Source organism: Massilia sp. (assembly GCF_031995545.1).
Lineage (GTDB): Bacteria > Pseudomonadota > Gammaproteobacteria > Burkholderiales > Burkholderiaceae_D > Telluria.
On the sequence record NZ_DAMAGA010000062.1, the window covers coordinates 1 to 14,790 of the forward strand.

At 67.6% G+C, this 14,790-nt stretch carries 10 protein-coding genes; 1 reads left to right on the forward strand and 9 read right to left on the reverse strand.

What is annotated here, in order from left to right:
• Positions 1-76: 76 nt before the first annotated feature.
• The 9 genes from RTQ83_RS23360 to RTQ83_RS23400 form a co-directional block, all read right to left on the reverse strand.
• On the reverse strand, positions 77-460 hold the full coding sequence (locus tag RTQ83_RS23360) for a response regulator (RefSeq protein ID WP_312520184.1): 384 nt from the start codon (positions 458-460) through the stop codon (positions 77-79).
• On the reverse strand, positions 457-2,049 hold the full coding sequence (locus tag RTQ83_RS23365) for a GAF domain-containing sensor histidine kinase (RefSeq protein ID WP_312520187.1): 1,593 nt from the start codon (positions 2,047-2,049) through the stop codon (positions 457-459). The genes RTQ83_RS23360 and RTQ83_RS23365 overlap by 4 nt, the downstream gene beginning before the upstream one ends.
• 27 nt (positions 2,050-2,076) lie before the next feature.
• Positions 2,077-2,805, reverse strand: coding sequence for a response regulator (locus tag RTQ83_RS23370; RefSeq protein WP_312520190.1), 729 nt, complete (start codon positions 2,803-2,805; stop codon positions 2,077-2,079).
• Positions 2,806-2,943: 138 nt separating this feature from the next.
• The gene (locus RTQ83_RS23375; RefSeq protein WP_312520193.1) at positions 2,944-4,548 is read right to left on the reverse strand and encodes a sensor histidine kinase; all 1,605 of its coding nucleotides are present in this window, start codon (positions 4,546-4,548) and stop codon (positions 2,944-2,946) included.
• Between the two features lie 12 nt (positions 4,549-4,560).
• The gene (locus tag RTQ83_RS23380; RefSeq protein ID WP_312520195.1) at positions 4,561-5,220 is read right to left on the reverse strand and encodes a response regulator; all 660 of its coding nucleotides are present in this window, start codon (positions 5,218-5,220) and stop codon (positions 4,561-4,563) included.
• Positions 5,221-5,421: 201 nt separating this feature from the next.
• A complete protein-coding gene (locus tag RTQ83_RS23385) occupies positions 5,422-7,110 on the reverse strand; it encodes a hypothetical protein (RefSeq protein WP_312520198.1) in 1,689 nt (562 codons plus the stop codon).
• A 33-nt stretch (positions 7,111-7,143) separates the two neighbouring features.
• On the reverse strand, positions 7,144-12,084 hold the full coding sequence (locus RTQ83_RS23390; protein WP_312520201.1) for an SdrD B-like domain-containing protein: 4,941 nt from the start codon (positions 12,082-12,084) through the stop codon (positions 7,144-7,146).
• Between the two features lie 103 nt (positions 12,085-12,187).
• The gene (locus tag RTQ83_RS23395; protein ID WP_312520203.1) at positions 12,188-13,507 is read right to left on the reverse strand and encodes a hypothetical protein; all 1,320 of its coding nucleotides are present in this window, start codon (positions 13,505-13,507) and stop codon (positions 12,188-12,190) included.
• A gap of 159 nt (positions 13,508-13,666) precedes the next feature.
• Positions 13,667-14,164, reverse strand: coding sequence for a hypothetical protein (locus RTQ83_RS23400; protein WP_312520205.1), 498 nt, complete (start codon positions 14,162-14,164; stop codon positions 13,667-13,669).
• Positions 14,165-14,569: 405 nt separating this feature from the next.
• On the opposite strand from RTQ83_RS23400, the gene RTQ83_RS23405 reads away from it, so the two are divergent.
• The coding region (locus tag RTQ83_RS23405) for a PAS domain S-box protein (RefSeq protein ID WP_312520208.1) at positions 14,570-14,790 on the forward strand (221 nt) is incomplete at its 3' end.

Sequence of the window (14,790 nt, forward strand, 5' to 3'; positions counted from 1 at the left end):
TTGGGGTCAGTTCACCTTCGCGGGAATGACGGTCTGGAGGGTGCAAATTGGAGGATGGGGCAGTGGTTCGCGCAGTTCACCCCGCCAGCAACCCCGCAGCCGCTTCATACAGCACTTCCGGGCTGAACGGCTTGACCATGTAGTAATCGGCCCCCGCCGCCATCCCGGCCGCGATATCGCTCTGCTGCCCGCAGGCCGACAGCAGCATCACTTTCACCGCCGCCGTGCGCGGATCGGCCTTGATCTGCCGGCACAGCTCCAGCCCGCTGATCCCTTCTCCCAGCCACACGTCCAGGATCAGCAGATCCGGGGCGCTTTCATGCAATGTGGCCAGCGCGGTCTCGGCGCTGGACGCCTGCGCCACTTCGCCCAGCGAGCGCAGGCTGAGGCGGATCAGGAGGCGCAGGTCTTGCTGGTCATCGACGACGAGAATGCGTTTGGTATTGCCTTGAACCATCATTGCTTCGCTTGCCCCTCCGCTGCCGGCAGCCACAAGGCCACCTGGCTGCCGCCGCCCGGCGTCGAGTCGATCTCGACCACGCCGCCGTGCAGGTCGACGATCTCGCGCACGATGGTCATGCCCAGGCCGTTGCCGGCTACGTCGGGCAGGGCGCCGGCGCGCCAGAAGGCGTCGTACACCTGCTCGCTCTGTTCCGGCGTCATGCCGATGCCCTGGTCGCGCACGGTCGCCAGCACGCCGGCGTGGCCGTCGCGCGCTTCTTCGCGCAGGGCGACTTCGACCGCGCTGTCCGGCGCCGAATAGGCCAGCGCGTTGCTGACGATATTGCCTAAAGCCTGTTGAATGCGCAGCGGATCGGCGAACACCTTCGGCATCGGCGCGCCCGCCACCAGCGTGATGCGGCGCGCCTGTTCCGGGTTCTCGAAGCCGGCATGCACCTTGTCCAGCACCTCGCGCAGGTCGAGCACGGCCGGATGCAGCTGGGCCGAGCCGCCCGAATCGATGCGTGCCAGGTCCAGCATCTGGTTCACCAGGCCGATCAGGCGGGTGGCCTGGCGGTGGATGATGTCCATCAGCTCGCGCCCGGTGGCGGCGTCGAAGTCGCGCTTGAGCAGGAGTTCGGAGAAGCCGAGGATGCTGGCCATCGGGGTGCGCAGCTCATGGCTGGCGGTGCGGAAATAGTTGTGGCGGCGCTCGTTGGCGGCGCGCACCCGTTCCTGCTCGGCGCGGTAGGTGGCGGCGTCGCGCACCGTCACCGCCAGGTGTTCGCGGCCGTCGAGCGGCATGGCGGCGATGGTGATCTCGGCCGCGAACAGGCCGCCGTCGATGCGGCGCGCGCTGCCGTCGTGGCGCACCACCGGCTTCGGCTCGATGCCGATCAGCCTGGCGGCCGGCTGGCGCGACAGTGCGGTGCAGGGCGCGCCGAACATGCGCTCGGCCGCTTCGTTGCACGAGACAATGGCGCCGCTGTCATCGACCAGCAGCACGCCGTCCGGCAGGTGGTCGAGCAGGGCGCGCACCGCGTGCTCGCTGCGGCGGCGCCGTTCGGCCGCCAGCGCCAGCTCGATCGCCGCCACTTCGTTGCCGACGATGCCGGCCAGGTCGCGCAGCAGGTCGCGTTCTTCGGGACCGAAATCGCGCGGCACGCGGTCGATGATGCACAGGGTGCCGATGCGGTGGCCGTCATCGCTGGCGATCGGCGAGCCGGCGTAGAAGCGCACCGGATTGTCGCCCTGCACCAGCGGGGTATGGGCGAAGCGCTCGTCCTGGCGCGCGTCGCGCACCACCATCACGTCGTCCTGCAGGATGGCGTGGGCGCAGAACGAGGCCGAGCGCGGCGTTTCCGGCACGTCCATGCCGACCCGCGACTTGAACCACTGGCGTTCGGCGTCGATCAGGCTGACCAGCGCGGTCGGCACGCCGAACAGGCGCGCCGCCAGCCGCGTGATGCGGTCGAAGCGCGCTTCGGGCGGGGTGTCGAGCAGGTTCAGGTCGAGCAGGACCTGCAGCCGCTGCGCTTCGTCGGCGGGCAGGGGATATGTGGGGGTGGCAGACTGCTGCTTTTCAGGCTGCATTGCAGGCGCATTCATGGGGGTGTCTCGGTTGTCTATCCGGCTTCAGGCCGCCTTGGGCAGCGCCGACGTGACCGCCGCGCGCAGTGCCGCCAGCGGGGCCGGCTTGGTAAAGTAGGGGACGTCGGCGGGCAGGCCCATCGACAGTACGGTCGGCTTGTCCAGGCCGCTGATCACGACCAGCGGCAGCGAGGCCGTGGCCGGGTCGCCGCGCAGGGCGCGGATCATGCCGAAGCCGTCCAGGCCGGGCATGTTCAGGTCGCTCAGCAGGACGTCGGGCCGCGCTTCGCCGATCCGGGCCAGCGCCTCGATCCCGTTGCTGGCCTTGCGCACGGCAATGTCCAGGTCCCAGGTCGAGATTTCAAGTTCGTACAGACGCAGCAGGGCCGGGTCGTCGTCCACGATCAGCACCGTGCGCGCCGGCTCGGCCGGCATCAGGCGCGGTGCGCCAATGGCCAATTCGGGCGCCGCCACCACCGCCGCCGACAGCGCGGCCGCGGCGGCCGCGATGCGCAGCGCGCCGCTGCCGGAACGCGGCGTCTCGCCATGCCCGGCCAGCGCCGTGCGGCGCCCTTCGAGCAGGCGCTCGACCGATGCGTTGGTGATGCGGCGGTGGCCGCCGGCGGTCTTCCAGGCTTGCAGCGTGCCGTTCTCGACCCACATCTGGACGGTGCGGTGGGAAACGCCGATCCGGGCCGCGGCCTGGCGGGTGGTGCAGAACGCAGCGCGGTCGAAACCGGGCTGTTCTGGTGCTTGGTGATCGGCAATTTTCATATTTACCGATTTTACTGTTTCACATTTGGCTGTCAAGGCAAATGCGTGGTGCCGGCGTATTACTGATGGGCTGGCGTAACAGTGCGCAGGTTTTGTGGCGCCGGCGGTACACCCGAGGCCGTCTGGGCTCGACCCGCTTCAGTTCGGCATCGCCGGCGGCAGGTACAGGATCACTTCGGTGCCGACCCCGACCGCCGACTCGACCACGATGCGCCCGCCATGCAGGTCGATGATTTCTTTCAGGATTGTCATGCCCAGGCCGCTGCCCGGCACGTTCGAATCGCGGTCCACCCGGTAGAAGGCATCGAACACCTGCGCCTGCTGCGCCGGCGTCATGCCATAGCCGCGGTCGCGCACCCGGATTGTGACTTCCGGTTGTGCGTTCGTAAATTCCAGCGCGGCCTGCAGCACGATCGGTGTGTCCGGCGCCGAGTATTTGATGCTGTTGCTGAGTATATTGGTGAGTGCCTGCTGCAGCTTGGTGGCGTCGGCCGCCAGCGGCGGCAGGCCGTCGGCGAGCTCGACGCTGACCCGGTGCGCCTGGCCCAGGCCTTCGATGCTGCTCAGGGTCTGGGCCACCAGCTTGGGCAGCGCCACCGGACGGATCTTGAGTTCGTCCTTGCCGCCGGCCTCGATGCGCGCCAGGTCCAGCAGCTGGTTGACCAGGTCGACCAGGCGGCCCGTCTCGCGGTGGATGATCTCGACCAGCTCGCGGCTGGTGGCGGGATCGAAGTCGCGCTTGAGCAGCAGTTCCGAAAAGCCGAGCACGCTCGACATCGGGGTGCGCAGCTCGTGGGTGGCGGTGGCGAAGTGGTGGCGCCGGCGCGTCTCCAGCGCGCGCCCGCGCTCCTCGGCCGCGCGCCGCGCCGAAATGTCGCGCACGGTGGCGGCGTACATCGGACGGCCTTCCCACAACAGGGCGCAGTAGGTCAGTTCGATCGGGAACGGCGCGCCGTCGATGCGCCGGGCCCGGCTTTCATAGGGCACGCCCTCGGGCAGGCCGCCGACCAGGCGCAGGCGGCGCAGGTCTTCGTCCAGCAGTTCGCGCGCGATGCGTCCGGTCAATTGGCCTGGCGCGCCGCCGAAGATCATTTCGGCCGAGCGGTTGGCGGCGACGATCACGCCGTCGCCATCGAGCATCAGCACGCCGTCGGCCAGGTTGGTCACCAGCACCCGTTCCCAGCCGGACGGCATCGCGCCCGCCGGGCCGTGCAGCGGGCGTCCTACGGCGCCGGCGCGCACCTCCTCGCCGGCGATCGCGGCCAGGTCGCGCAGCGAGCGCATCTGCGACTCGTCGAGGCGGCGCACCGCGCTGTCGATCACGCACAGGGCGCCGACCCGGCTGCCGTCGGGGGCGGCCAGCGGAATGCCGGCATAGAAGCGCACATTCGGCGCGCCCTTGACGAACGGGTTGTCGCGAAAACGCGGATCGAGCAGGGTGTCCGGGACCACCAGGCCGTGCTCGTCCTGGATGGTGTAGGTGCAGAAGGAATCGGCGCGCGAGGTTTCGGCGAGATCGAGCCCGGCGCGCGACTTGAACCACTGGCGCTCGTGGTCGACCAGCGCGATCAGCGAGATCGGCATGTCGAGCAGGCGGCAGGCCAGGCGGGTGATGCGGTCGAAGCGTTCCTCGGGCGGGGTGTCGAGCAGGCCCAGCGCATGCAGGGCCTGCAGGCGCGCGGCCTCGGTCTGGAGAAGGGGGAAGCAGGCGTCGGCGTTGATACTGCCCGGCTCGATGTTCATGTCGTGGTCCTGTTAGTTCTCCGGCGCCGCCCCTCCGTCGGCGGCGAGGATCTGTTCGACTTTTTCGCGCAACTCGTTGAAACGTACCGGTTTCGAAAACACCGGGATGTCGTCCGGCAAGCCCATCGAGGCGATCGTGGCGCGGTCCAGACCGCTGATCACGATGATCGCCATCTTGCCATAACGCGGATCGGCGCGGAGCGTGCGTACCATGCGGAAGCCGTCCATGCCCGGCATGTTGAGGTCGCTGATCAGGAGATCGGGGCGCGCTTCACCGATGCGGATCAGGGCGTCGAAGCCGTCGCGCGCCTTGATCAGCTCGGCATCAAGGCCCCAGCCCGAGATTTCCAGCTCGTACAGGCGCAGCAGGGTGGCGTCGTCGTCCGCCATCACGATGCGGCGGCCAGCCGGTTCCGGCGCCGGCGCCGCGCTCGGCGCGGGCGCGTTGGCCTGCACCGCCTGGTTGCGCTGGGCCACCAGCCGGTGCACCGAGGACAGCAGGATGCGGCGGTGCCCGCCCGCGGTCTTCCAGGCTTGCAGCACGCCGCTCTCGACCCACAATTGCACGGTACGGTGCGACACGCCCAGCAGACTGGCGGCCTCCTTGGTCGAGCAAACTTCGGCGGAGGCGGGGTCGGGCTGCGAGGGCGGCGTATTACTGTGCGATGTCATGGGTTCTGTTCAGCAAGGATAAAGAGCCCTGGCGCCGCCCTCGGATGGGGCACGGCGCACGATGCATGGCGGCTTCCGCGCGATGGCGGATGAGCAATACAGCTGGGCAAGTCAGCAATCTATCAAATTATCACGCTTTGCGATAGTGAAAGGTGGTAACTAATTTCTCGATTGTAACTTACGGTCGGTGCAAGCGGCGCACTATTGCACGGTGACGGTAATCGTCACCATTCCCGAGGCACCCGGTGCCAGGGTGCCGGTGAAGCCCCATTCCACTTTTCCGTTGGCGCCGGGCTCCGGTTTGGCCGACACCGTGCAGGTGCTCAGGCCCGAGGGCAGGGCGCCGCAGGTGCTGTCGGTGTAGGTGGTAAACGCCGGCGTGGCGTCGCTGATCTTGAGGTCGTTGATGGTGGTGGTGCCGGTATTTTCGTACTTGATGGTATAGACGATGGTGGCGCCCGGGGTGGCGTTCGCCTTGTCCGCGGTCTTGCTCAGCTTGAAGTCGTCGCAGGTCTGGCAGATGCCTTCCACCGTGACCACCATCTGGCCCAGGCCGATGCCCAGGAGCTTGAGCAGCGGATCGGCGACGCCGCTCAGCACCGGCGCCAGCACCGGGGTGATGGTCTTGGTGACCAGGGTCTTGGCCAGCGGCTCGACCACGCCTTGCAGCAGGCCGAGCAAGGGCATGCTGTCGATCTGCAGGTTGTTGACCAGGCTGTTGGCGGCGTTGGTGACGAACACGGTGCTGGTGCTGACGGTGCGGGTCTGCGGGAAGTTGCCCGACATCGTCACGCTGCGCGCGAACGGCGCTTCGCCCTTGACGATGCTCTTTACGCGCAGCGGCACGTTGACCGAGGCCAGGCCCAACGCCAGCGTGGCTTGCAACTGGCCGACGGTGCCGAAATCGACGTCGGCGGCGGTGATGCTGCGCGTTCGGTTGAAGAACACGTCATCGGAGATGCTGCCGATGTATACGTCGGCCACGCCCGGCGCCACCTGCAGGGTGACGCTCCTGGCGACGGCATCCACCGCCGCCAGGCTGCCTTCGCCGCGTGCCACGTCCACGTACACGTCGAGCTTGCCGATCGCGATCGAGGCCGACTGCAGCAGGCCGAGGCCGACCAGGGTATTGGTAACCGGGGCCAGCGTCACCAGGTCCATCTTCAGCTTGATGCGGATCGCGGCCGAGTGGAAGCTGGAGCCGGTCGGGCCGCAGACATACACTGGCGGTTCGATCGCCTGCGCATACAGCTGCAGGCTGTTGACCACGCCCAGCGAACCGAGCAGGCCGCCGGAAATGCCGATCGGGGTCGGGGTGGTGAGCACGTTGCGGCGGTTATACAGCTGCACCAGGCCGGTGAACATGTCGAGCGCGTTGACGGTGGTGGTGCCCAGGCTGCCAGTATTGGCGGTCAGCTGCAGCAGGTCGCCCAGGCGCACGGTGCCGCCGACGCCGTTCAGCTGCGAGGCCAGGCCGGACAGGGCCGAGGCCAGCTGCGGCTTGGCTTCGGCCTGCGCTTCCAGCGACAGCGCGTTGGCGATCTGGGCCAGGGTGACGCTGGCGCCCAGCGCCTGCGACGGGCTCGACAGATTGAGCTGGGTCTGCAGCAGCTTCAGGGTGTTGAGCAGGTTCAGATCGCCGCCGGCCAGCGCGTTCCAGTCCACCGCATTCAGGGACACGCCGGTGCCGAGCATGCCGCCCAGCAGCGGGCCGAGAAGGGCGCTCTTGTTGGTGTCGACGCTGGCCAGGCGCGGGCCGGCGGTGATGCAGGCGCCGGTGGCCGTGCAGGCGGCCTGGGCCGAGGAGGCGCCGAACAGGCCCGCGGCCAGCAGCACCAGGGTGATCACGATATGGTTCAGCCAGGCCAGGGGCGGAAGAAGGTATTTCATGTCGAATCCTGTAATTTTCTTTATTTCACTGGATTACTTCAGCAGGTCGCCCGACAGCAGGCCCTGCAGCGTGTTCTCGTCGAACTTCATGCGCACGCGGGCGAACAGGCCCTTGGCGGTGGCGTCGGCGCCGGCCAGGTCGCGTTCCTTGAAGCCCATGAAGTTGTAGCCGGCCGAGACCCACATGTTCTTCTGCAGCTGGTAGCCGGCTTCGACGCCGGCGGCGTACTGGCGGCCGCGGGTGTCGCGGTCGAGCAGCACTTGCGCGGTGGCGCCGATGTCCCAATCTTCGTTGATCTCGTAGGTGGCGCGGCCGGCCACCAGGTGGGTCACGGTGCGGGTCGACAGGCCGCCCGAACGGTCGCTGGCCAGCTTGGCGGCGTAGCGTGCGCTCAGCACGGTGTCGCGGCGCAGCTGCCAGTTGGCGTTCACCGATACCGCGTGCACAGAACGTTTCAAATCCGCCAGGCCGTCGTCACGTTCCAGTTTGTATTCGTACTTGGCCAGGCCGTTGACGCCGATCGATTCCAGCGCGCGGTAAGCCACGCCGCTCTGCAGCACTTCGGTCACGCGCATGGCCTTGGTGGCGTTGGCGCGGTTTGCCGCCAGGGTGTTCTTGCCGAGGAAAGTCCAGCTTTCGTCGATCTTGTAGGCCAGGCCCAGGGTGCTCAGCACGCCGTCGCTGTCTTCGCCGTGGCGCAGTTCGAGGCGGGCGTTGCCGCTCCAGCGCGGGTGGCGGTTGACTTCGATGGCGCCGGTGACGGCGACCGCTTCGTTGGCGGCGTTACCCGACAGCACCTTGACGCGCTCGAAGCTGGTGTTGGCGCGCACGCCCTGGCCCAGGGTCCACAGGTTGCGCAGGCCGAGGGCCGCTTCGGCCTGGCGCTCGCCCATGATGGAGCCGGCCGGGGAGGTGCCGCCGGCGCGGTATTCGGAGAACACGCGGCCGTCCTGCATGTAGTCGGTGTCGACGCCGATCACGGTGGCCTGGCGTTCCTGGCCCTGGTTCAGGGCGTAGGTCGAACCCAGGCTGCTGATCAGCTCATGGCGGCCGTACACGCGGCTGCCGCCGGCGAAGCGGTAGTCGCCGCCCAGGGCCAGCATGCGGCGGCCGCTGTCCTTGATGTCCTGCTCGGCTTCGACGAACACGCCGGCTTGCGGCAGGCCCGGGATCTGCATCGCGACCTTGCCGCGCACGCTGGTCAGGTCCGGATTGGCCAGCACCACGTTGTCGCCGGCTTCTTCCTTGGCATGGCGCACGCCGGCTTCCACCTGCACGCCGTTGGCGAAGGTGTAGCCGCCGAACACTTGCACGCCGTTGCGCTTGGCATCGGTGGCCAGGTCGCCGGTGTGCAGCGCCTCGACGTTGACGCTGGTGCGCTCGTCGAAACGGTAGCGCACGCGGGCGCCGCCTTCGGTACGGCCCTTCGGCAGGGTGCTCGACTGGTTGTCGAAGTCGGCATCGGCGCGGCCGGCGAACAGGTGGCTCTCGAGCTTGCCATCATTACGGGTGGCATCGATGCGGGCGGCGCGGCCGGTCTTCTCGAATTTCTCCATCTGCGCCGCTTCCACGATCACGGTCGTTTTCTCGTCCGGCTTGACGGTGGCGTTGACGCTGGCCAGGCGGGTAGGGGCCACCGGGTTGCGGTCTTCGACCACCGAAGCGCCGACTTCGACGGCGTCGCCCATCTTGTACTGGGCGGCGGCGCCGCCGACCCAGAAGCGCGGATCGCCCTGGTCGACTTCATAGCTGATGCGCAGGCTGACCGGGTTCAGGTCCGGGTCCAGGCTGGCCACCGGGGCGCGCAGCAGGATGCGGCCGGTAAGCGGCTCGATGTCGTAGTCGGCGTAGCGCACCAGGGCGCGGCGCGACAGGATCAGGCCGGTCTGGTTGCGGTCGCGGATAACGATCTCGACGCGCTCGCTGTTGATGACCATCATGCCGCCGCCGGTCTGGAACGGGCCCGAGGTGCCGTTGGCGGCGATTTCTTCCACCATCTGGCGGGTGCTGTCGTAGCTCAGGAACGACTCGAACGTCAGGCCACCCAGCTCGGCGTGCTGGCGCAGGCCGGTCAGGTTGCGGGTGTAGGCGCCCAGGTTGCGTGCCGGGGTGGCGCTCGGCGGCACGAAGTCGCCGTACATGATCCACGAACGGTCGCGCTCGGCGCGCACGAACAGGCGGCTGGTCGACTGCGCCTCGAAACCGCGGCGCGATTCGTCGCCGTAGGTCGGGTAGTAGGCCAGCGGGTCGATGTCGCGGAACAGCTTCGGTTCGGTGTCCTTGTCGGTGTCGTACGACATGGTCAGGAGGGTGTTTTCGCCGACCTGGCCCTTGGCGAACATGGCGGTGCGGGCACCCGCGGCCAGGCCCTGCTTGTCGTCGCTCTCGGCCATCTGGCGCAGGCGGTCTTCGAAGCCGTTGAAGTCGCGGCGCGGATTGGCGGTGTTGCCACGCGAACGGCTGAAGCTGACGGCGCCTTCGACCACGCCGGCGGCGACCAGCGGACGCAGGTCCGGCACGAAGCGCAGCACGCTGTCGGCCTTCAGGTCGCCGCTGGCGGCCAGCAGGCGCGCTTCGGCGGCCTGGGCCGGGGCGCGCAGCATGAATTCGGCGCTGCCGCCTTCGATGAACACCTGCAGGCCCGGCTCGCGCGGATCCAGGTCGGCCTGTTCCCAGGCGCCGGCGCTGGCGTCCAGGGTGACGGCGGTGCGCTCGGTAACCGGCACGCCGGCGGCGTCTTCCAGGGTGACGCGGATCGCCACCTGGCGCTGGCCGTCGGCCGGCGCGGTTTCGCTCTGCGGCGCCACGTGCAGGCGCGCCAGGGCGCCCGGTGCGACCACCTCGATCTTCTTGCTGCCGCGGGCGTTGCCGAAGGCGTCGCGCTGGGCGACCTCGAGCACGTTGCGGCCCGGCTGCAGGGTGACGCCGACGTAGTCGCGCACTTCGATCTGGCGCTCGGCCAGCACGGCGCGCTGGCCGACATGGCTGTCCGCCACTTCCTGGCCGTTGACGCTCAGGACCACGGTCGATTCGGCGGTGCCTTTCACGCGCACGGTGGCCTGGGTCGAGCTCAGGACGGCGCCATCGACCAGGTCGACGAAACCGAGGCTGTTGTCCATGGCGGCCAGGTCGGCCTTGGCGGCGGCGGCTTTAGGAGCTTCCGGTGCTGCGCCGAACTCGGCGGCGGCCTTGGCGGCGGCGCGCAGGGTGGCGGCGCGGGCGGCGATGGTGTCGTTGATGGCGGCGCTGCAGCCGGCGATGGCGAAGTCGGCCTTGGCCGTTTCGCCGTCCTTCAGGTCGACGAAACGGCTGCCGGCGTCGCCGGCGTTGCGGTTCGACAGGATCGCCAGTTCGGCGCCGGCCGGCAGGGTGTTGTTGTCGACCTTGGCCACGTGGGTGCGCGGGGTGACGTCGCTGAAGCTGTAGCGGCCGTCGGCGTCGGTCTGCGAGAAGCTCCCGTCCTCGAGCCAGATGCGCACGTTCGGCACGCCCATTTCGCCCTTGTCGCGCAGGCCGTTGGCGTTGCAGTCGGCAAACACGTTACCGATGATGTAGCCCTTTTCGCTGAACACGCCGGCCGAGACTTTCACCTTGGCTGCGGCCACGGTGCTGGTAAAGGCCAGCGGCGCGGCGCTGGTGGCCTGGGCGCGGTTAATGCCGTCGCCCTGCAGCGCGCCGGCGCCGATGCGCACGCGGTAGCGCAGCACGCGGTTCGACTTGGCGTCGATGCGGCCCACCGGGATGCGCAGCAGCGGACCGCGGTTCTCGAGATCGGCCAGCGCCGCGCCGTCCAGGCGCATGCTGCCCGGCACCAGGCTAAAACCCGCCGGCAGGGTGTCCTCGACCACCACGCCGACCAGTTCCTGCTCGGCGGTATTGTGGACGCGGATGGTGTAGTCGAGCACGTCGCCGACTTCGACCTGGGCGCGCGAGGCGTTCTTTTCCAGGTACAGGGTGCCCGGGATCGGGTCCAGCGGGACGTCGATGGTGACCACGCCGCTGGCGGCGCTGACGGTGAATTCGCCGCCATACGAGCCGTACAGATTGGTTTCGCGGCCGGCCGGCAGGTCGCCCGCCTTGACTTTCGACGGGAAGCCGTAGTTGTTGGTCGGGATCACCACCAGGCGGTACAAGCTCGGGGCGACCAGCGGGAAGTGGTACATGCCGCCCAGGTCGGTGATGTCGGTGCTTGGCATGCGGGTCACGCCGTCGACGTCGAACACGACGGCCGGGCCGCCCGGATTGCCGCCGTTGCCGCCGCCGGTGACGTCGATCAGGGTCACGGTGGCGCCCGGGATCGGCTGGTTGGTCTTGCTGTCGTACACGATACCGATCGGGTCGACCAGGACGTTGGTCGAGATCGGGCCGCTGCCGCAACCGTTGATCGAGGCGGTCAGGGTGTCATTGGGCAGCACGTCGATCTTGTCGTCATCGGTCTGACCGGCGGTACTCATGGTGTTGCCGGCGGTGCTGGCGTTGCGTACGCCGCGCACGCCTTCGTCACCGTCGAGTTCGGCGTCGCGCGCTGCCTGCTCTGCAGCCGCAGCGGCGGCGGCTGCCTGGACGGCGCGGCGGTCGGCAGCGGTGGCGCTGATGCGGAAGATGCCGGTATCCGGACCGGTTTCCTGGGCCCAGTACAGCTCGCTGTCGCCGGTCATTTTCGAGGAAATGGTAACGCCGATGATTTCGGCGACGGCCGGATTTGCATCGCACTCGACGGCCTCGACCTGCACATACAGGTCGCCGCTGGTGCGCACCGCACGCGCCACGCTCGAGAACGACGCCGAGGTGTAGTAGGTGATGGTGTCGCGCAACCTGGCGCGGACGCTGTTCGACAGCACGGTGGCACTGGCGCCGGTCGGGCCGGCATAGGTAGCGCTGGCCTGGTTGACGATGGCGGCTCCCGCGTTCAGGGACAGCAGCGCGACGGCGCCGATGAAGAGCTGGATGACAAGTCGGATGAGAGAGGTCATGGTACGCGGGAGTCTTGAGGTGTTCGGGGCCGCGCCGCCGGAGGCGGGCGCGGACTTTGTGTTGCTTCGGTGTTGCTTTGCTGCGGTCTTGCTCTACGCCCGGTTACGGGTTGATCTTCACGCCGAACTGGATCGCGTTCGACTGGCCCGGATTCAGGGCGCCGACGTTGGCGGTAACCGAACCGACCAGGCCGTTCAGCGGGGCCAGGATGTTGCCCAGCAGGGTCGAAGCGGCGGCGGCGTCGTGGTACACGGTGTTGGCCGGGATGTTGTCGGTCATCACCACCGCGGTGATCTGGGTCGCGCCCTTGTTGGTGGCGGTGATGCGGTAGCGCAGGCAGGCGCCCGGCACGGCGCCGGTAGTGATCGGGTCCTTGGTGAAGGCACCTTCGATCACGCCGTTGCAGTCGGCGTCCAGGGCCTGTTCCTTGACCAGTTCCAGCAGCGAGTTGGCAGCAACGATGGTGACCGCTTCGCGGATCTTGTCGGTGACGCCGGTAGTGCCCGAGATGGCGCGGAAGTAGATGTCGGTGGTGCCCACGGTAGCGCCGGCCGACGGGGTGACTTCGGCGTATACGACCGGATGCGCGCCGGCGGCCACGGTGGCGGCGGTGATTACCTGGTTGTTGGCGTCCTTGAACACCACGGTCCAGCCGTCCGGCAGGGTCTGGGTACCGAAGTTGCCGTCGGTGCTGGCCTGCAGGTTGAAGGTGTCCGGAGTGCCGCCGTTGTTGCTCAGGTACAGGGTGAAGCGGGTCATGGTGCCGGCGGTGGTGGTCTTGGTTTCCAGCGCGGCGCCGCCGTCGACGTAGGCGCCGTAACCCAGTGCGGTCGAGCCGAAGCCGTTGGCGGTCAGGTCGAGCGCCGCGCCTGCGGCGACGGTGGTGGTGTCGACCGCGGTCTGCGAGGTGGCAGCGGTGAACACGCTGGCGGCCTTGACGGTCAGGCCGTTGGTGGTGCCGGTGGCGGCGCCGGCCGGCAGGGTGGCCACGGCCACGAATTTATAGGTACCGCCCACGGCCACGCTCGGGGTCACGGTGATGGCGGCGGCGCCGGCGTCGGCGTTACCGTCGCCGTCGGTGTCCGGGAAGAACTGCACGTTGGCCATCTGGAACACGCCGGTGTTGGTCTGCGTCAGGTTGAAGGTGTCGGCGGCGTTACCGGTGTTGGTGATGGTGTGCGGGTACACGACCGTCGCGCCGGCGGCGCCGTTCTTGCTGGTACCGGCCGACAGGGTCAGGCTGGCGACCTGCTGCACGGTGGTGACCACGGTGTTCGACTGGACGGTCTTGACGCCGGTCGAATCCGAATAGGTGGCGCTGGCGGTGTTGCTGATCTGGGTGCCGGCGGCGGTGGCGGCGTAAGCGCCATTGGCGGCCATCAGGGTAGCGGCGGCGGCGACGAGCGTGAGACGGGTCTTCATGGTGGGTTCCTTCGTGAAAAGGGGTGGTTAATTATTAAAAACTCAAGGTTTGCGCTTGCGACGGGCGTGACGGGGCCCGCGCCTGATCGCGCCAATAAAAAAAGAACTAAGAAAAAACTATGAGACAGCGGCGAATCGAAGGCCGCTACCGACCGGAGGTCAGGAGCGGGCGCCGGCCACGCGCATGCGCGAGGTCACGGTCGCGGCCTTGCCGGGGGCGAGGTCGCCCAGTTCCCAGCGCAGGAACCGGTATTCGGCAGGCGGAACCGTCTCGATGACGCGCTTGCCGGCGCGCGTGACTTCGCGCGTCAGGGGAATCGGGGAAAACTGCTTGCCATCGAGGCTGGCCTGAACCGCTTTCGGGGCGGCGCTGCCGTCGAGGTAGGCCATCGCGCCTTCCGGCACCGGCAGGGTGGCGGCCACCGCCTTGGCGGGCAGCTTGCCGTTGTTCTGGTAAGTCACCTGGTATTCGATGGTGTCGCCCGGGTTGGCGACGGTGGCAGGGACCAGCTTCTCGGCGGCGTCCTTGGTGGCGGCCACCACCTGGTAAGCCTGCAGGCGCACGTCGACCGGCTGGGCGGCGTCGGCAGCGAACACCTTGGTGCCGGCCAGCACGGCGGCGAAGAACATGAAGATATTCAGGAAGCGGATGAACATGGAATTCCTTTCTGGCGAACGGTGGGTCGGAGGCGTCATCATGGTGTGTTTCGTATTTGCTGGTTTGTCGATGGAGTGGATTGTAGCGAGTTTGCTGAATTTCTCAAGAAAAATATTTCGTCTTTGCTGTTTTTATTGTTGTGCGGGAACATCGCTACCGATTTCCACGGATCTGTTATCGCCTCGCCATTACTTTCCTGTCTCCTTATCGCATAGGCAATCTGGCCAGTAATACAGCCGCGCCATAGGCTTGACTAATCGCTATTGTTGTCGTGCGACAACAGCATGGCTTCAACTCATGTCTTTCGACTTTGCAGGATTTACTGTTTTCCGAATTTGCGGCATTATGTTGCTCTGTATCGAGTCGCGCCGCTGTGGCGCCCCCACCACCCACTCATCGGACTTATGGAAACGATCTACCTGGAATCGAGCAGCGACCTGCAAGACCTGCGCGCCATCTACGCCGCACTCGACAGTGCCCAAGCCATCATCGAATTTGATTTGAACGGCAACATCCTGCGCGCCAACGACAACTTCCTGGCCGTCACCGGCTACACGGATGAAGAACTGGCCGGCCGCCACCACTCGATGTTCTGCGAGCGCGCCCTGATCGATTCCCCGGCCTA